The 18,257-nt window shown below is 28.1% G+C and carries 14 protein-coding genes; 3 read left to right on the top strand and 11 right to left on the bottom strand.

Going from position 1 to position 18,257, the window contains the following annotated elements:
• Window positions 1–274: 274 nt before the first annotated feature.
• The 7 genes from DS884_RS04535 to DS884_RS04505 form a co-directional block, all read right to left on the bottom strand.
• Window positions 275–991, bottom strand: a complete 717-nt coding sequence (locus tag DS884_RS04535; RefSeq protein ID WP_093871490.1) for a YebC/PmpR family DNA-binding transcriptional regulator — start codon at window positions 989–991, stop codon at window positions 275–277.
• Between the two features lie 59 nt (window positions 992–1,050).
• On the bottom strand, window positions 1,051–3,051 hold the full coding sequence (locus DS884_RS04530; RefSeq protein ID WP_113785939.1) for a DUF3352 domain-containing protein: 2,001 nt from the start codon (window positions 3,049–3,051) through the stop codon (window positions 1,051–1,053).
• A gap of 169 nt (window positions 3,052–3,220) precedes the next feature.
• On the bottom strand, window positions 3,221–4,435 hold the full coding sequence (locus DS884_RS04525; protein WP_113785938.1) for an OmpA family protein: 1,215 nt from the start codon (window positions 4,433–4,435) through the stop codon (window positions 3,221–3,223).
• 149 nt (window positions 4,436–4,584) lie between these two features.
• Entirely contained in the window at window positions 4,585–5,322 is a 738-nt protein-coding gene (locus DS884_RS04520; protein ID WP_093871487.1) for a LytR/AlgR family response regulator transcription factor, read from the bottom strand.
• Complete coding sequence (locus tag DS884_RS04515; protein WP_113785937.1) at window positions 5,315–6,913, bottom strand: histidine kinase; 1,599 nt, start codon at window positions 6,911–6,913, stop codon at window positions 5,315–5,317. Before DS884_RS04515 ends, DS884_RS04520 begins: the two co-directional genes overlap by 8 nt.
• 14 nt (window positions 6,914–6,927) lie before the next feature.
• On the bottom strand, window positions 6,928–8,556 hold the full coding sequence (locus DS884_RS04510; RefSeq protein ID WP_093871485.1) for an acyl-CoA carboxylase subunit beta: 1,629 nt from the start codon (window positions 8,554–8,556) through the stop codon (window positions 6,928–6,930).
• 93 nt (window positions 8,557–8,649) lie between these two features.
• Window positions 8,650–10,131, bottom strand: a complete 1,482-nt coding sequence (locus tag DS884_RS04505) for a helix-turn-helix domain-containing protein (RefSeq protein WP_113785936.1) — start codon at window positions 10,129–10,131, stop codon at window positions 8,650–8,652.
• Between the two features lie 127 nt (window positions 10,132–10,258).
• Between DS884_RS04505 and aceB the strand changes: the two genes are divergently transcribed.
• Both aceB and DS884_RS04495 read left to right on the top strand, forming a co-directional pair.
• Window positions 10,259–11,854: a malate synthase A gene (gene aceB, locus DS884_RS04500; protein WP_113785935.1), complete on the top strand. Its 1,596-nt coding sequence runs from the start codon at window positions 10,259–10,261 to the stop codon at window positions 11,852–11,854.
• A gap of 76 nt (window positions 11,855–11,930) precedes the next feature.
• Window positions 11,931–13,565 carry an isocitrate lyase gene (locus DS884_RS04495; protein WP_113785934.1) on the top strand — a complete coding sequence of 545 codons (1,635 nt, stop codon included), beginning with the start codon at window positions 11,931–11,933 and terminating at the stop codon, window positions 13,563–13,565.
• 131 nt (window positions 13,566–13,696) lie between these two features.
• Here the strand turns inward: DS884_RS04495 and DS884_RS04490 are convergent, their stop codons facing one another.
• Window positions 13,697–14,467: an MBL fold metallo-hydrolase gene (locus tag DS884_RS04490; protein ID WP_113785933.1), complete on the bottom strand. Its 771-nt coding sequence runs from the start codon at window positions 14,465–14,467 to the stop codon at window positions 13,697–13,699.
• Between the two features lie 56 nt (window positions 14,468–14,523).
• Window positions 14,524–15,093, bottom strand: a complete 570-nt coding sequence (locus DS884_RS04485; RefSeq protein ID WP_113785932.1) for a Crp/Fnr family transcriptional regulator — start codon at window positions 15,091–15,093, stop codon at window positions 14,524–14,526.
• 472 nt (window positions 15,094–15,565) lie between these two features.
• On the opposite strand from DS884_RS04485, the gene DS884_RS04480 reads away from it, so the two are divergent.
• Window positions 15,566–16,861 (top strand): phosphatidylserine decarboxylase, encoded by a 1,296-nt coding sequence (locus DS884_RS04480; protein ID WP_093871479.1) that lies wholly within the window; start codon window positions 15,566–15,568, stop codon window positions 16,859–16,861.
• 36 nt (window positions 16,862–16,897) lie between these two features.
• On the opposite strand, the gene DS884_RS04475 is transcribed toward DS884_RS04480, so the two are convergent.
• Window positions 16,898–17,692, bottom strand: coding sequence for a hypothetical protein (locus DS884_RS04475; protein ID WP_093871478.1), 795 nt, complete (start codon window positions 17,690–17,692; stop codon window positions 16,898–16,900).
• A 19-nt stretch (window positions 17,693–17,711) separates the two neighbouring features.
• Window positions 17,712–18,248: a GNAT family N-acetyltransferase gene (locus DS884_RS04470; RefSeq protein WP_233487109.1), complete on the bottom strand. Its 537-nt coding sequence runs from the start codon at window positions 18,246–18,248 to the stop codon at window positions 17,712–17,714.
• Window positions 18,249–18,257: the final 9 nt, after the last annotated feature.

Below are 18,257 nucleotides of genomic sequence, written 5' to 3'. Positions count from 1 at the left end.
CTTTTCTTTTATGGTTCATTCCTCAAATTGTTGCTAACTCGTTATATAGAGAACAAAGTTCTCGTTTATCAGATTATAATTCCGGATAAAAGGAACTTTAGGTAAATATATAAAGAAGTATTGATATTACTTTATGTATATCTGTAGTTTTTATTCTCGCAATTTTTTATTTTCAAATTTATAAAATTTTTTTATTTGCTAATAGAAAAACAGATAAAATAAAACCCTCTAGTAAAATAGAGGGTTAGTGCTGTGAATGCTATGTTTGTTGAGATTACATTTCCATAGAATGGTAAACGTTTTGAACATCGTCTTCTTCTTCTAATCTCTCTAAAAGCTTTTCAACTTCTTCTTGTTGTTCGGTTGTAAGTTTGGTAGTTGTGGTTGGAATTCGTTCAAAACCAGAAGATAAAATCTCTAAATTGTTTTCTTCTAAATATTTTTGTATACCACCAAATTGCTCAAAAGGAGCATAAATCATAATACCATCTTCGTCTTTAAAAACTTCTTCTACATCAAACTCAATCATTTCTAATTCAAATTCTTCCAGGTCTATTTGTAAGCTTTCTTCATTAATTCTAAAGTTACAAGTATGGTCAAACATAAAGATAACTGAACCAGATGTCCCCATATTACCGTTACATTTGTTAAAAGCAGCACGAACATTAGCAACAGTTCTGTTATTATTATCAGTAGCAGTTTCTACTACAACGGCTACTCCATGAGGGGCATATCCTTCAAAAAGTGTTTCTTTATAGTTAGCAGTATCTTTATCTGAGGCTTTTTTAATGGCACGTTCAACATTATCTTTTGGCATATTTGCAGCCTTAGCATTTTGAATAACAGCACGTAAACGTGAGTTAGTTTCAGGGTTTGGGCCACCTTCTTTTACTGCCATTACAATGTCTTTACCAATACGAGTAAAGGTTTTCGCCATAGCTGACCAACGCTTCATTTTTCTAGCTTTCCTAAATTCAAATGCTCTTCCCATTTCTAAATAATTAAGTTTTAATGCCTGCAAATGTAATTATTGCAGAATATATTTACAATTTAAAATCGTTTTTTGAATAAGAGTTCTTCATCTTTTTCCCTGTAGGCTTTCCAAGTACCTATTTGAACTCCTTTTTTGTACTTTCCTGTTATTTTTAAATTCCCGTTTTTATAGTATTCACTATAATCACCATGTTTTAAACCGTTTTTTAATTCAACTTCAAATTTTATAGTGCCAGTATCGTGTTTCTTTATAAATTCTGAAGCACTTAAATCATTTGGAAATATTTCGGGTATTTTAAAAAAAGTTTCTTTTGTCATTGCTACTGATGCTGTATCATTTTCATTAACAAGCTTTTTTAATAAATCTCTTTTTAAATTTTTATTGTTTCTTAATTGCTTACCAATTTCAACAGGGTTTTCGTATGCAATTGCTAAATAATTTTCAAAATGACTACCTCTGGAAATTAACTGAAGTCCAATTTGAGAAAAAGAAATTAAATAATCTTTGTTTTTATGTATTTGTCTTTGAGTTTTTCTATCAGTAAAACTTAGTAAATCATCATAAATGTATGGAGTATTTATGTATGCAAACAAACTTGATTTCTCATCAAATTGATCATTGAAATCTAAAAACTTTTTGCTAGAAGCTAAAGTGTAGCCAATTAATTGTGTATTAATTATCTCTTTTAGAGTATTAGGACTGTTACTAAAAATAACATAGTCATCTATAATTGTAAAATATGGTTTCTCCATTTTAGAAAATAAATCACCCGCTAACATTTTAAAGAAACCTTTTAAGTCTAAAAAGTTTATAGTTTGGTTTTTGTAATTTATTTGCTTGAATTTTAAAGGTGTTTTTTCTTTTATTTTTGTTAAAATAAAGTCTAAATTTTCTTTAGCTTTATTAATGCTATTTGTTTTTAATACAACAGCTACATCTTTTTGTTTTTTAGAAATGGCATCATTAATATGTAATAAAGCTATTTCGTTTCCAATCCAGCTAAAAACATGTTCTTTTAAGTTGATATCTAATCTGTTTTCAATATCAGTAACCTGTTCTGTATACGCTTTAAAATTATTTTGATTTTCTTCTTTTATGGCTTCGAAATTTTCATGGAATTCATCAAAGCTGTCAAAAGCAAAACTTAAATAGAGTGCTGTATTTTTAGGAGCTATTTTAGCTATAGACCGTTTTCCTTTTCCTGACTTTTGTAAAGCTCGCAAGTAACTTTCCGAACTTAGGTCAAAGTTGGTGAATCCTTCTGCTTGAATTATTGTGCTTTCTTTTAATCCAACATCAAAACCAGAATATAGCCATGTATTTCCAATAGTTTTTAAAATATCAGAATTTACTTTGTTAGAAAAGCAAGACAAGTATTTATTAAGATATTTGTAATGAATAAATAGTTTAAATAAACCATCTTCAGGAGTTTCTTTGTTAATTTCAACAAAGTCAACATCTCTACCAATAACTGGTTCTAAATATTGATCAATTGAATTTTCAACTAATACGTGCGTATAAGAGGCTATTAATTGATTTTTAATAAAAGAAATATATAAAGTTTCTCTCTTTTTTTTATCGTATAATTCTGTTATTTCATGATTGTGGTATTGCCTCTTTGTTGCTTTATATCCTTCACCAGCAAGTTTAGCAATAGAGCTTTTTAAAAAACTTAGTTTAGAAATTTTTTGTAAATCAACAACATAAAATAATCCGTATGTTTTTGGTTTATAAACGTGTATTGAAATAAAGATGTCTCTTTCGCCTAAAAATTGTATTATTTTTTGCTGTTCCTTAAACGTTTTGTCAAGGTTATTAAGGCTTTCAGTAACAGTATTAAAATAAGAATTTTTTTGTAGGTGTTTCCAAATATTACTATTACTAATCTCATCCCAAGTGTCTATAGGGCGCTCAGTGTCTATAAGAAAAACAGCATCATCAGGAATTAAATAAATAGGATTAATATTGTCTTCATCAACAGTGGTGAAAACATAGATTTGATAAATAATGATACTAAGTAAAATAAGTAATGCAGAAAATAGTATCTTTTTTTTCATAAGTTTTCTTTGTTAATGTTTTATAGAACACAACAAATTTAGAAAAATCATAAAGGTTTAAAAAGAAAATCACTTTCTAAAAATACATTGAAAGTGATTTTCTTTAATTTTAACATATTTGTAATCAATACTTCTATGCTTTAAATAGTATTTCGATAATTTAAGTGAGCTAAATTTTAATAAAAGCAACTCTGCGGTTATTTGCTTTTTCTTCAGGAGTACTATTGGTATTCAATGGTTCGTTTTCTCCTTTTCCAATAGTAGTTAATCGTGTTTCAGAAATTCCTTGAAGTATTATCGCTTGTTTAACAGCATCAGCACGTTTTTTTGAAAGTTTAAGGTTGTCATTTGCACTCCCATCGCTATCTGTGTATCCGATTATTTTCATTTTCCAATCTGGATTTTCTTTTAAAACTGTAGTTATTTTATTTATAATTCCCATAGATTGCAGTTTTATTTTTGCTTTTCCTGAATTAAAAAGAATTCCATTTGTAACATATTTACCTTCACTCATTATACGTTTATACATTTGCCCACCTCCATGAGCAATACGTATATTTTTAATACCAGTAACTAGTTTCCTATTGTCAAATGACTTAGGAGTCTCTAAAATTATGGTAAAACCTTTTATATCAGTAGGGAAATTAGGAATGTTACCAATTCTTTTTTCATTATGGTATATTTTTAGTTTCTTTTTATAATAAGATATAGAAATATGGTGCCAACTTTTCTTTGAACCAAAATTTATGTTTTCAAGATAAAATCTTTGATCTTTAGTATATATGTTACCCTCAACCTTATTTTTTCTATGAGTTATTGTAATGTCACCACCATAACCTAAGCTTTTGTATTTTTTAATTGTGCCAGTGAAAAATATTTTAAAATCAAGCCAGTCATTAATATTATTAATATCATCTATATAAATATCAAATTCTATAGTGAATTCATTACCTAAATAATTGTCTTTTTTAAATAAAGGAGAAATTGCATTGGTGTATTTAGTCGTAGGAATTATTACTTTTTGATTGTTGAATAAAGCAATTTCTGAGCCTCCTTCAAAAAGATCCCATTTAGAAGGAAATTCTCCAACTTCTTCATATTTTAAATTATCAAAAAATATAACTTTTTCACCTGGTATAAATTTAAAATTACGCCAAATTTTTATAGAATCGTTTTTAGGTGTTTTTTTATTATTTCCTTCTACAATTTTTTTATCGTTATTTTCTTTCTTTTTATTTATTTTTTTATCAATTTCTTTTTCGGCTTTCTTAACAATTGTGTTTTCAGCTTTCTTTTTTAATTTTTTCCAAAATTGGGCTTGAATATTAGGTGTAAAAGTGAATAAAAGTATAATTAATACAATTGATTTTCTAATCTGTTTCATTATAAAGTTTACTAAAAATTAAATGATTTTTAGATTAAAGGTAGTGTAAAAAAATATTCGTTTCATTATACGAAATAAGGAAACTTGAATTTGTTTTTTTTTTATTTGAATTTAAGGTTGTTTGTTTTGAATTGTAATATATGGTATAGTTAACTTGAAGATTTTAAAAGGTGCAATAAGTCCGCTTTTTTTCCTTGAGATACAGGTAAGGAGGTGTCATTAATTAATACAATTTCATCATTACGCTTATTAAATTTTTTAATATGTTGTAAGTTAATGAGGTACTTTTGATGAATTCTAAAGAAAAAATATGATGAAAGTTGGTCATCAAATGACTTTAATGATTTGGAAACTAAAATTTCTCTTTTATCTATAGTGAAAAAAGTAGTATAGCTATTATCAGATTTTGCGTATAAAATATCTTCTAAAGAAACTACATGAATACTGTCAGAATTTGAAAGAATTATTTTCTTTTGACCAGATGTGTGGTTATGGTATAGTGTAGTGATTTTTTCAAGATAATTCTTATGTTCTTCTTGAATAACTTTATTTACGGCTTTAATAATGTCTGATGGGGAGAAGGGTTTAAGAACAAAGTCAATAGCACTAAATTTGAAAGCTTCTACTGCGTATTTACTGTAAGAAGTAATAAATATAACAGTAAATTTAGGAGAATTAAATTTATTTAGAATTTCAAATCCATCACCATCTTCTAAATTAACATCTAAAAAAATAAATGTAGGGTTTGTATTTGTAATTAATTCATAGGCACCATTAATTGACGAAGCAGAACCAATTACATTGATAGCATCAAAGTTTTCTTCTATAATGCTCTTAAGCATTGTAATTGTATTTTTATCATCTTCAATTAACGCACAACTAATCATAAATAGAAGTTTTTTTTGGGAAAAGTAAAGTTATAATAGTACCATTATCATTCGATTTAATGCTCGTTTTAATGGAGTAAGAGTGGGTTTTTTCCAGGTTTTTAATTCTACTTTTTAGTACGCTTGAACTTGTAGAGTGTTCTAGCAGTTGATTATTATTATTACTGGTATTGATTCCTTTTCCATTATCAAAAATAATAACTTTAATTAAATTGTTGTAATTACTATATGTAATTTCTACTTTTCCATTTTTAATGTTTTTAATACCATGTTGAATTGCATTTTCAACATAAGGCTGAATGAACATAGGAGGAATTAAAAAATGTTCAATATTAGAATCCACATTAATTAAAAAAACAGTGTCTTCGTTAAAGTTTACTTTTTGAAGTTCTAAATAACTATTCATAGTATTAGCCTCTTCTTTTATGGAAATAAAATCAGTAGAAGCACTATCAAATATAGAACGCATTAGTTTACTATAACTAGACAAGTAATTTAGTGATTCTTCTTTTTTATTTTGATAAATAAATGATTGAATGCTATTTAATGAATGAAATAAAAAATGAGGATTTAATTGAGTCTGTAGTAATTTATGTTTTAAAGAAGCTTGCCTTAGTGATTGTTTAGTTTTTTGGTTTTTAAACCATAAATAAATTAAAATAGAAACTAATAAAACAATAATAAATAAAACAATAAAGATGTTTTTTTGATTGTTAATTTTTATTTGCTGCAATTGATTTTTAATATGTAAAACATCTATTTGTTGTTGTTTTTTTTCTGATTCGAATTTTTCAACCAATGAGGCTACTTTAACTTTTTGTTCTGCCTTGTATAGTGAGTCTTTTAGTTTTAAAAGATGGTTGGCATAATTAAGAGCAGTATTGTCTTCTCTTAAATTTTTATGAGCATCTTTTAAATTGTTTAAAACTAACCGTTGTAGACTTTTGTTTTTTGTGCTTTTAATTTTATTAAAATATAAAATTGCATTTTTATATTGTTTATTAAGTAGGTAACTATATCCAATATTATTGATGGTTATTTCTGGAGAAAGTTTTAGTTTTTCTTTTAAAAGAAGGCTTTTTTCTCCGTATTCTATTGATTTTGGATATTCTTTTAAACGATTGTATAAAAGACTAAAGTTGTTGTAAATATTACTTAAAACAGCTTCGTTATTTAGTTTTTTAGCTAAAGTTTCTGCTTCTTGATTAATTTTTAAAGAAGAAGTAATATCTCTATTTTCAGTATAAAGACCAGCGATATTAAATAATACTTGAAGTTTAAGATTATCTTCTTTTTTTATATGTGATAAAGATTTTTGTAAATAAATTATTGCTTTATCAAAATTTTTAAGGCGTGCATTTAGCACGCCTATATTTGTGTAAACCTTAATTAGCTGTATAGAATCTTTTTCGTTTTCTAAAATTTTTAAAGCTTCAAGATAATTTTTTATTGATTGCTCAAAGTTTTGTTTTTTTAGATTTTTATTTCCTTTAGATATAAAATAGGTGGCTGTTTTAATTGAATCAGTATGTTGACTCTGAACTAGCGTACTAAAAAATAATACAGCAAAAATTAATATTTTTTTAATCAAAATTAAGCATAGTATTAAACTTGAATTACACCTAAGTTAAATGGCTTTTCGATAGGAGCATGGTCAGCAGCTTCTATCCCCATTGAAATCCAAGTTCTAGTGTCTAAAGGGTTGATTACTGCGTCTGTCCAAATTCTTGCAGCAGCATAATAAGGTGAAATTTGCTTATCGTAACGAGACTTAATTTTATCAAATAACTCTTTTTCTTTTTCAGGAGTAATTTCTTCTCCTTTTTTCTTTAAAGAAGCAGTTTCTATTTGTAATAAAACTTTAGCAGCTGAAGCTCCACTCATAACAGCTAATTCAGCACTTGGCCATGCAGCAATTAGTCGAGGGTCATACGCTTTACCACACATAGCATAATTACCAGCACCATAGGAGTTACCAATAACAATAGTGAATTTAGGAACTACTGAATTACTTACGGCATTTACCATTTTTGCACCATCTTTAATAATACCTCCATGTTCTGATTTGCTTCCAACCATAAAACCAGTAACATCTTGTAAAAATACTAAAGGAATTTTCTTTTGGTTACAGTTAGCTATAAAACGAGTTGCTTTATCAGCAGAGTCATTGTAAATTACACCTCCAAATTGCATTTCTCTTTTAGCATTTTTAACTAATTTACGTTGATTAGCAACTATACCAACAGCCCATCCATCAATTCGAGCATAACCAGTAATGATGGTTTTTCCATAACCTTCTTTATATTGATCAAATTCAGAATTATCAACTAAGCGTTTAATAATTTCAAGCATATCATATTGTTCATGACGTGCTTTTGGTAAAATTCCAAAAATATCATCTTCATTTTCTTTAGGAGGAAAAGCTTCTTTTCTACTAAAACCAGCTTTATCATAATCACCAATTTTATCTACAATATTTTTTATCTTATTTAAAGCGTCTTTGTCATCTTTAGCTTTATAATCAGTAACACCTGAAACTTCGCAATGTGTTGTAGCTCCACCCAAGGTTTCGTTGTCGATAGTTTCACCAATGGCAGCTTTTACTAAATAGCTTCCTGCTAAAAATATACTCCCAGTTTTATCAACAATTAAAGCTTCATCACTCATAATTGGCAGATAAGCACCACCTGCAACACAACTCCCCATTACGGCAGCAATTTGAGTAATTCCCATACTACTCATGACTGCGTTATTTCTGAAAATCCTTCCAAAATGTTCTTTGTCAGGAAATATTTCATCCTGCATAGGTAAATATACTCCAGCAGAATCAACCAAATAAATAATAGGTAATCTGTTTTCTATAGCTATTTCTTGAGCTCTTAAATTTTTCTTTCCAGTAATTGGGAACCAGGCTCCAGCTTTTACAGTTGCATCATTTGCTACAACGATACATTGTTTACCTTGTATATATCCCATTTTTACAACAACCCCTCCGGAAGGACATCCACCATGTTCTTGGTACATTTCTTCACCAGCAAAAGCACCAATTTCTATAGATTTTTGATTGTCATCTAATAAATAATCGATACGCTCACGAGCAGTCATTTTTCCTTTTTCGTGTAACTTATCAATACGTTTTTGGCCACCACCTAGTTTTACTTTGGTAAGTTTTTGACGTAATTCTGATGCTAAAAGTTTATTATGATCTTCGTTTTTATTAAAGGTAAGGTCCATATGTTGTTATCGTTGTTTGTAAGCGATTGCTAAAGTACTAAATTAGTAGATAATGTTCAATTGAAAAAGACTGAATATAATGTTGATTTTATATTAAGAGTAAGTGTTTAAAATGGTAGAAACTGTTTTGTCAAAATCTTCAAAATCAAGTTCTCTTTGTAAACGCCACGGTTCTATCATTCTTTCTTTGCAGTCTTTTATAGAGCATGTTTCACAAGTAATACCAACTTTTCTTGTAGGTATAGAAGTGTCATTTGCAAATTTTAATCTTTTCTTTAAATGTGGTGATATAAGTAAACCAATAGAAATACTTCTACTTACATCCTTCTTAAAAGGATCTGATGTGGCTGATGATAATACTAAGTATTCATTAGTTGAATTTTCATAAGAAGATGTTTGAATACCAAAAGATGTTGATGCATTCGAGTTTTCTAAATTTTGAATAGAATTAATTGAAATCCAGCGTCTGCAATAGTGTTCATTATTTCTATTAGCATGTGGTGTTTGCTGTTGTGTAATGTGTAACTCTTTAGTTAGTTTGTATTTAGGCGAGTCTACTTTATGGGTGAAACGTAGAAAAAATAAATTTTTAATATTGAAATATTTAGGAAGGATATTTGTTAAACGCTGATAAAAAGATTCAGCTGAACAATTATACTTTCTCATCATTATATTAAAATTTTCATTACTCCAAGTTTTAGATTCAAAAAAGGTTTTTAATTCATGAACTAAGTTTTGTTTTGAAATGATCAAAGCGCCAGCAAAGTATGAAGCTATAAAATTATTTAAAACTTGATCAAAGCTTTCAAATTTTATCCATGGGAAAGTAAATAATCTATTTTCAATTTTTAAAAAATTGTAAGCAATTTCTTTCGCGTAAATAAAAGCTTTTTGAGCTTCTGATATTTCTTTACTTATTAAAAGTGTTTTTTTTGCTGGAATATATAAGTTACGAAGCTCGTTTAAGTTTGAGTATTTAGAAAGTTCTTCATTGTCAATCGTGTAGTTGAATTCTTCAATTAAAATTTCTTCTAGGTCAGAAGATTCAATTTTAGATGATAAATCTATATGATAAGCTTTAGCAAAAGCTTCAACATGATCTTCAATTTCTTCAAAATAATTATTATGAGCTTCTTGGTAAGAACGAAGTGATGCTAAGAAGAAACTCTCTCTAGTTAAGTTGTAGTTTTGAGATATTTTAATAATAGTACTAATGAACGCATTTACTTTGGCTGGAGCATTAGCAACAATATCAATTAAATTTTTCTCTTGAATACCAAATAACTCAAAAGGGATTTCTTTTAGTATTTGTGATTGTAGTATTTCACCAATAGGAGCTAAGTTTTTATCTAATTTTAAAGAAACTAAATGATCATAAGGCACATCTAAATTTTCTGAAAGCAAAACAATTTTATCTGTTTTGGGGTATTTTTTTCCTTTTTCAATTTCATTTAAATACGATTTTGAGAGCCCTGTAAGTTTTGCTAATCCAAATAATGAAAGCTTTTTCTCAGTTCGTATTTGCTTTAATTTTAAACCAAAAATTAATCTAATGTATTCGTCTTCAATATGCATAAAAACAAATATATAAATAATAAGCGAATAAATTATTTTTAAAAATTTAATAAAAATAGCGAACGTTCGCTTGTGGAGTTCGGAAATATTTTTTATCATTGCGGTGTAATTCTTAAAAATGATAATTATGAAAGCAGCAGCATTAGTTAAAGAAATTAATTTAAAAGGTTTTAAAACAGATATCTATCAAGATATTTTAACAGACGAGGCCTTACATTTTTTAATTGAGTTACATAAGAAATTCAATGCCAATAGGATTTCACTTTTAGAGGATAGAAAAATTTATCAAGCATATTTTGATGCTGGAAATTTTCCTGAATTTCCAAAAGAAACTAAAAACATAAGAGAAACTAATTGGACTTGTGCTGAATTACCAGAGGATTTGTTAGATAGACGAGTAGAAATTACTGGGCCAGTTGATAGAAAAATGGTGATCAATGCACTAAATTCTGGAGCAAAAACATTTATGGCAGACTTTGAAGATAGTAATTCTCCAACAATTACTAATTTGTTAAACGGACAAGTAAATCTTCGTGATGCAGTAAACAAAACAATTTCTTTTTATAATGAGAAAAAAGATAAAACTTATAGTTTAAATAAAGAAGTAGCTACGTTACTTGTTCGTCCAAGAGGTTTGCATTTAGAGGACAAACATATTGAAGTAGAAGGAGAAAAAATGTCAGGTGCATTAGTTGATTTTGGACTTTTCTTCTTTCATAATATTAAAAGTTTATTAGCTATTAATTCTGCAACCTATTTTTACTTACCAAAGCTTGAACATTATTTTGAAGCTCGTTGGTGGAATGATGTTTTTGTATTTGCTCAAGATTATATGGAAGTACCACAAAAAACAATAAAAGCAACTGTTTTAATTGAAACTATAACTGCAAGTTTTCAGTTAGATGAAATTATATATGAATTGAGAGATCATATGGCAGGATTAAATTGTGGTCGTTGGGATTATATTTTTTCATATATAAAGAAGTTTAGAAACCATAAAGGATTTATGGTTCCTAATAGAGATCAAGTAACTATGAGTACTCCTTTTATGAATGCATATTCTTTAAAAGTAATTCAAACTTGCCATAAGCGTGGAGTTCATGCAATGGGAGGGATGGCAGCTCAAATTCCTGTAAAAAATAATGAAGAGGCTAACAAAGTTGCTTTTTTGAAAGTTAAAAAAGACAAAGAACAAGAAGTTATTAATGGGCACGATGGAACTTGGGTGGCACACCCTGGCTTAGTTTCTACAGCAATGGATATGTTTAATGAGTATATGCCTAATAAGAACCAAATAGATAAACAATTAAGTGAATTAAATATTACTGAGAAAGCATTGGTAGAGTTACCTGAAGGAACTATTTCAGAAGATGGTATAAGAAAAAATATAAATGTAGGTATTTTATATATAGAAAGTTGGTTATCTGGTAATGGAGCAGCAGCACTATATAACTTAATGGAAGATGCAGCTACTGCTGAAATTTCAAGAACTCAAATTTGGCAATGGTTAAAAAGTGAAGTAATGTTAGAGGATGGAAGAACATTTACTGAGCCAATGTATAATGAGTATAAAAAATCAGAAATAAAGAAAATAAAAAATTTAGTTGGAGATGTGGTTTTTTCTGAAGGAAATTATAAAAGAGCTATTGAATTATTTGATTCATTAGTATTATCTAATGAATTTGAAGAGTTTTTAACCTTACCAGCGTATAAATATTTATAAAAATAGCCCTGCAATGCGGCAACATTAACAGGGCAAGTTATCAATACAATTAATAACCTTTATCAATTACAAAATTATGAAAAAAATAGCACACGAAAGTTATAGTTCTGCATTAGAAACTGTAAGAAGTCTTAAGGAAAAATATGGGAGTTCATGGAATGCTATTAATCCACAGAATGCAGCAAGGATGGTTTCTCAAAATCGTTTTAAAACAGGATTAGATATTGCTAAATATACAGCAAGTATAATGAGGGAAGATATGGCAGCATATGATGCAAATTCATCTGAATATACACAATCACTTGGTTGTTGGCATGGGTTTGTTGCTCAACAAAAAATGATTTCTGTAAAAAAACATTATAAAACTACCAATAAAAGGTATTTATACCTTTCAGGTTGGATGGTTGCAGCTTTAAGATCAGAGTTTGGCCCACTTCCTGATCAGTCGATGCATGAAAAAACGGCTGTACCTGCATTAATTGAAGAAATTTATGATTTTTTACGCCAAGCTGATGCCATTGAATTAAACGATTTATTTAGAAGGTTAGAATTGGGCGAAAATGTGCAATATGAAATAGACAATTATGAAACACATGTTGTTCCTATTATAGCAGACATTGATGCTGGTTTTGGAAATGAAGAAGCAACATACTTATTGGCAAAAAAAATGATTCAAGCTGGTGCTTGTGCTATTCAAATTGAAAACCAAGTTTCTGATGCAAAACAATGTGGACATCAAGATGGTAAAGTAACAGTTCCTCATGAAGATTTTATAGCAAAATTGAATGCTATTCGATATGCATTTTTAGAATTAGGAGTTAATGATGGAATTATAGTTGCTAGAACAGATTCTGAAGGAGCGGGGTTAACTCAAAAATTACCTGTAAGTAATGAACCAGGTGATTTAGCTTCTAAATATTTAAATTTTATTGAATGTAAAGAAGTTACAATTGATGAAATTAGAGAGAATGAAGTTTTGATAAAAAGAGGAGGGAAGTTGGTACGTCCAGTTAGATTAGCAAACGGTTTGTATAAGTTTAAAGAAGGTTCAAATATAGATAGAGTAGTATTGGATTGTATCACAAGTTTACAAAATGGAGCTGATTTATTATGGATTGAAACGCCTACACCTCATGTTGGACAAATAGCTCATATGGTAAATAGGGTTAGAGAAGTTGTACCAAATGCTAAATTGGTGTATAATAATTCTCCTTCATTTAATTGGACACTTAATTTTAGAAATCAAGTATATGAAGAGATGCTTGCTGAAGGTGAGAATATGACGCCATATGACAGGAATAATTTAATGGATGAGCAATATGATGGTTCAGAATTATGTCATCGTGCTGATGAAAAAATAAAAACTTTTCAAATTGACGGGGCAAGAGAAGCTGGGATATTCCATCATTTAATTACGTTACCTACGTATCATACAACAGCTTTACATATGAATGATTTAACAAAAGGATATTTTGGAGAAGATGGTATGTTAGCTTACGTAAAAGGGGTACAAAGGCAAGAAATAAGAAAAGGAGTTGCTTGTGTAAAACACCAACGAATGGCAGGTTCTAATTTAGGAGATGATCATAAAACATTTTTTGCAGGAGATAAAGCGCTTAAAGCTGGTGGAGCAAAAAACACTTCGAATCAATTTGAAACTAAAGAAGTTAAAAAGGAAATAGGAAGTGGCAAGAAAATAGCTGTAGCGTAGGTGTAGTTATAAAGTTAAATGGAATTAAAGAGAATGTATTATTTATTATAAGTAATAAATTTTATGTTATTTTGAAGTGAAACTCCACCTTTTGGTGGAGTTTTTTGTAGTAAAGCTATTAGATTTAGGTATTAGGTTATTTCTAAAAACTCTCCATCTTCAGGAATCCAGACTTTATTTATTAATTTATTTTTTATTAAAATATTTTTTAATTTTTTTCTAGTTAATGGACAGTGATTTATTGACTCCATGTGATTTGCAATAACTTTACCATTTGTATTTTTTACAAATTTTAAAATGTCATCTACATTCATAATAAGTTTATTAAACAAGTCAAATTGAGCTGTACCACAAGCTAAAACGCTTATTGCTGGTTTATAGTTTATTAAAACTTTATCAACTGAAGCTGTATAAATTGTATCAGAACTTAAGTAAATTGATTTTTGATTAGGTAATTTTATATAGAACCCAATTACTTTACCCATTAATTTAGATACAAAACCATATCCATGTTTAGCAGGAATTCCCTCAATTGTACCTCCTAAAAAACTTTGTTGCTCCCAGTATTTTAATGTTTTAACTACGTTTAACCCTTTTTTTAGAAAAGCTTTTTTATCTTTTACACTACAAGTAACAGGAATGTTTTTCTGAATTAAAAACTGTATTCCTTTATTGTCAATATGATCAGGATGTTGGTGTGTAATCAAACAATGAGTTACTTTATTTAATATTGAATTGGTATTGTTTGGTAAAGAAATGGTAGGATTTTTTCTAGCCTTATACCTAAAAAGTGTAAAACTAGGCATGATTCCCTGGTCACCTAGCATTGGGTCTATTAAAATAACGTCTTTTTCGGTTTCTAAAACCATTGTAGCGTTTCTAATATGATGAATTTTTAACATACGTATAATATTTATACAAATGTCTATTCTAAATAAATAATGACCATTGATTCAAATCAAGAAATTCTTTTTCTAATACGACTCAATGTTTCAGGAGTTATGTTTAGGTATGAAGCAATATGGTATTGAGGTATAGATTGAAGCCAATCGGATTTATATATAATTAGTTCATTATATAATTCTTCTGGTGTTTTGGTAATACGGTTAAATTCAAGTAATTCTTTTTGCTTTAATAGTTTTTGAAATGACGCTTCAACAAATGATTTTCCACATTCATATTTTTTTAAAAGATTAAAAAATGATTTTCTTTCAATACTTAAAATTTCTACAGAAGAGAGACACTCTTGATTTTTAAGAGTAGTAGAGTTTTGATTAAAAGTTAATAAATCAGTAATGAATAGGGGTTTTGTATAAAAATTTATGTTGATTTCTTTCTCATGGTTTGAATAAAACTCTCTAACTAAACCTTTGTTAAGAAAGCGTAGTTGTTTTTCTTTCTCATTTTCTTTTAATATCAAGTTTCCTTTTTTATAATGGTCTATTTTAAATAGAGAAAAAAGTTCTTCTAACCCATGTTCATTTAAGGGGTATTCAGTTTTGAAAAATTTAGATATTTCAGAAAACATTGTTGCTTTATTTAATTACTTAATAAATGTAATGGTATTCTATTTATATTCATGACTTTTAAAAAGAAATCTACAGTTTTTAAGAAAACAAACAGAGAATAAATATTAGAACTTATCTCACAGTTATTAATATTCAATTACCTGTTTTAAAAGAGTATTAATAACTGCCTAAGTTTTAGGTATAGTTGTATTACTGATTATTTTATTTCTCCTATTACTATAATTGTTGCTTTTATGAGTGAAAACTATATATTCATGACATTTTTTTTTAAATAAACTTATTAATTCTACAAATTTGAATTGTCTGACTCTATAATTATTAGTCGAGCTTATTGTGTCAGATGTTGTTTAATCATTTAATATTTAAAGTAAATAATACTAGATTTTGATTGATTGGCTATGATTGTTTTTATAGGTGGTATCCGAAAAACCTATTTTAAAAGAGTAGGAATTATTTAAAACTTTATTAATTATGGAGGCAGTGAAAACTATTAAAACTCATGAAGCAGTTGTTGAGCAACTGAAAAGTATTTTAGATGGCGATTCAGCAATGTCAAAAAGTTTGGGAGAATCATTAAAAAAGGCAGTTGAATTATCTAAATATGGTAGTCCTGATAAAAATATACCTCCTTTAAACAATGATCTTTACAAAGCAATTGATAAAGAGTTTAAAGGTAAAGGTTGGCCAGTAACTGTTGATGCTTATTATGATTATTTAGATCTTTATGTGAAAATGATTCCTAATGAAAGTAGAGATCCTGAATATCCAAATGCTTGGACAAGTGATGGAACAAAAAATGGATACAATCAAAAAGTGTATGATTTACTTTGCCAATCATATTGGTTAATAGATCAAGAAGACTCAGAAGGAAAAACAATGCAAAGCTATCCTGAATTTGCCAATTGGTTGGTGAGTTTTGCAAATGCTTGGGGTACTTTCTTAGATACTGAAGCATCATTAAATGATGAAACTTTAAAATCGTTTAAAGATGATAAAAATAGTTTAGGAGAAAGCGTTTATAATTTTCCTTTATATTCAGATAACGAAAAAAGTTGGAAAACTTTCAATCAATTTTTTTATAGAGAGTTTAATCAAGCAGATCCAAAAACAGGAATATCTCCATTACGTCCTATAGCAAGTCCTGAAGATAATACAACTATTGTGTCTCCAGCAGATTGTACTTTTAAAGCTTTTTATCCAATTGATAAAGAAGGAAATGTTGATGAAATTACATTGAAAGGAACTCATACTATTGGAACTGTAGATGAGCTATTGCAGTTTAGTAAATATGGTGAGAATTTTTATGGAGGTACATTTATACATTATTTTTTAAGTCCGTTTGATTATCATCGCTTTCATACACCAGTAAGTGGTGAAATTTTAGAAATTTTACCAGTAGAAGGTAAAGTATATTTAAATGTAGAAACTGCTTCAAATGGACAGTTTGATGCTCCAGATGGTGGAGAAAATGGATATGAGTTTACACAAGCAAGAGGATTGGTAATTATGGATGCAGGACCAGAAGTAGGAAAAGTAGCTATTTTACCAATAGGAATGTGCCAAGTATCAGGTGTTGATATGTATACTGAGCTTCAAGGCAAAAAAGTAGTTAAAGGCCAAGAGTTTGGAAAGTTTAGGTTTGGAGGGTCAGATATTATTATGTTATTTGAAAAGCCTCCACATGAGTTATATATGTTTCAACAAGATCCATCACATCAACCTATTCATTTCCAATACGGACAGACTTCTGTTTACTGGAATAGATAATAAATTAGTTAGAAAAAAGGTAGTTTTGAAACAAAACTACCTTTTTTGTTTTTTGGAAACAATAAGAAAATCAAACCCATATGCATGATGTAATAAAGGTTCTTTATAAACAGCATTTTCTAATTTATTGAACTCAAAATCTGGTTTGTTTTCTAGCTTGTTATTTTCGCTATTGTTTTTATTAATTGAAGTTTGGTGTGTAGATAATCCCTGTCCATTTTGTAAATGCCCAATTACAATTTCAAATTTATCAGTTTTATATGTTCTAGTTGAACTTATATAATAAGAAGTTAAGTCATCAGAATATTGCATACTTCTTTTAAATTCTTTGAATCTATTTAAGTTTATTAGTTGTTTTTTATTTTGATAGATTAAAAAATTCTTTTGAGTTTTTTTAGTATGAATAATTTCTAAAATTTCACATTTTTTTTGAAAATTACAAAATGAAATATATTCAGGTTCAAAAAAAGTTAAATTTTTAAATTTGCTTTTTATAGTTTGAATTCCCTTTTTGTAAGAAATTTTAAGTCCTTTAAGGTATTCGTCTTTTCTTATTTCTGATACATCTAGAGCTTCTTTAGATATTAATTTTCCATTTAAATCATAAATTCCGATAAAAGACTTTAAAGACCACGAGGTTTTAGGAAATACAAAATCATCAGTATTCTTCTTGTCTATGTATCCTCCTCTATAAATATAAACATCAAAAGTTATTATTTTTGAATTACTTATACCAATAGGAAATATTTTAAATTGAGTTGTAGATAGGCATGCGAATGATACAGAGGCGTATAATGAAAAGTAGAGTAGTAGTGTGAATTTCATTTTCATTCTTCAGTAGTTTTTTTAATTATGCTTTTTTTATATCTAATTTCATCATAATGTCAGTTTGTTTGTCATTACCAAGCATAAAAACATGCTTATCAAAAGCAATAAAATTATTTTTTTCATAAAAGCGAATGGCCTTATAGTTTTGTTCCCAAACTCCTAACCAAATATATTTTATATGATTTCTTGTGGCTATTTCAATTGTTTTCTCATAAAGGGCTTGTCCAATTTTTTTACGATGAAATTCTTTTAACACATAAATACGTTCAATTTCTAGTGCGTTTTCATCTTTTATTTCAGTTTGAGCTTCTTTGAAATTTACCTTTAAATATCCTACAATTATTTTGTTAAGTATAGCAAAGTAAAATTCAATTTTTGGATTGGTTAAATCATTTGTAATTTTTTCAGTAGAAAATTCATTTTCCAAATATTTAGCCATATTTTCATAGCTGTTTTTAGAAGAATAAGTTTCAATAAAAGTCAATTTACTTATTTCTTTTAAGCTTTCAATATCTTGAATCGTTACTTTTTTAATTGTCATTAAACCAAATATAATCATTTTGTTTGG

The sequence above is a fragment of the Tenacibaculum sp. E3R01 genome, assembly GCF_003318185.1.
Taxonomy (GTDB): Bacteria; Bacteroidota; Bacteroidia; order Flavobacteriales; family Flavobacteriaceae; genus Polaribacter; species Polaribacter halocynthiae.
Note: the sequence above shows the minus strand (reverse complement) of the source record. Positions and strands in the feature narration are given on the sequence as shown.

Bases quoted from the DNA above. Each gene is read 5' to 3' on its own strand.
- DS884_RS04535 (WP_093871490.1), bottom strand. From the start codon at position 991: ATGGGAAGAGCATTTGAATTTAGGAAAGCTAGAAAAATGAAGCGTTGG.
- DS884_RS04530 (WP_113785939.1), bottom strand. From the start codon at position 3,051: ATGAAAAAAAAGATACTATTTTCTGCATTACTTATTTTACTTAGTATC.
- DS884_RS04525 (WP_113785938.1), bottom strand. From the start codon at position 4,435: ATGAAACAGATTAGAAAATCAATTGTATTAATTATACTTTTATTCACT.
- DS884_RS04520 (WP_093871487.1), bottom strand. From the start codon at position 5,322: ATGATTAGTTGTGCGTTAATTGAAGATGATAAAAATACAATTACAATG.
- DS884_RS04510 (WP_093871485.1), bottom strand. From the start codon at position 8,556: ATGGACCTTACCTTTAATAAAAACGAAGATCATAATAAACTTTTAGCA.
- DS884_RS04505 (WP_113785936.1), bottom strand. From the start codon at position 10,131: ATGCATATTGAAGACGAATACATTAGATTAATTTTTGGTTTAAAATTA.
- aceB (WP_113785935.1), top strand. From the start codon at position 10,259: ATGAAAGCAGCAGCATTAGTTAAAGAAATTAATTTAAAAGGTTTTAAA.
- DS884_RS04495 (WP_113785934.1), top strand. From the start codon at position 11,931: ATGAAAAAAATAGCACACGAAAGTTATAGTTCTGCATTAGAAACTGTA.
- DS884_RS04490 (WP_113785933.1), bottom strand. From the start codon at position 14,467: ATGTTAAAAATTCATCATATTAGAAACGCTACAATGGTTTTAGAAACC.
- DS884_RS04485 (WP_113785932.1), bottom strand. From the start codon at position 15,093: ATGTTTTCTGAAATATCTAAATTTTTCAAAACTGAATACCCCTTAAAT.
- DS884_RS04480 (WP_093871479.1), top strand. From the start codon at position 15,566: ATGGAGGCAGTGAAAACTATTAAAACTCATGAAGCAGTTGTTGAGCAA.
- DS884_RS04475 (WP_093871478.1), bottom strand. From the start codon at position 17,692: ATGAAAATGAAATTCACACTACTACTCTACTTTTCATTATACGCCTCT.
- DS884_RS04470 (WP_233487109.1), bottom strand. From the start codon at position 18,248: ATGATTATATTTGGTTTAATGACAATTAAAAAAGTAACGATTCAAGAT.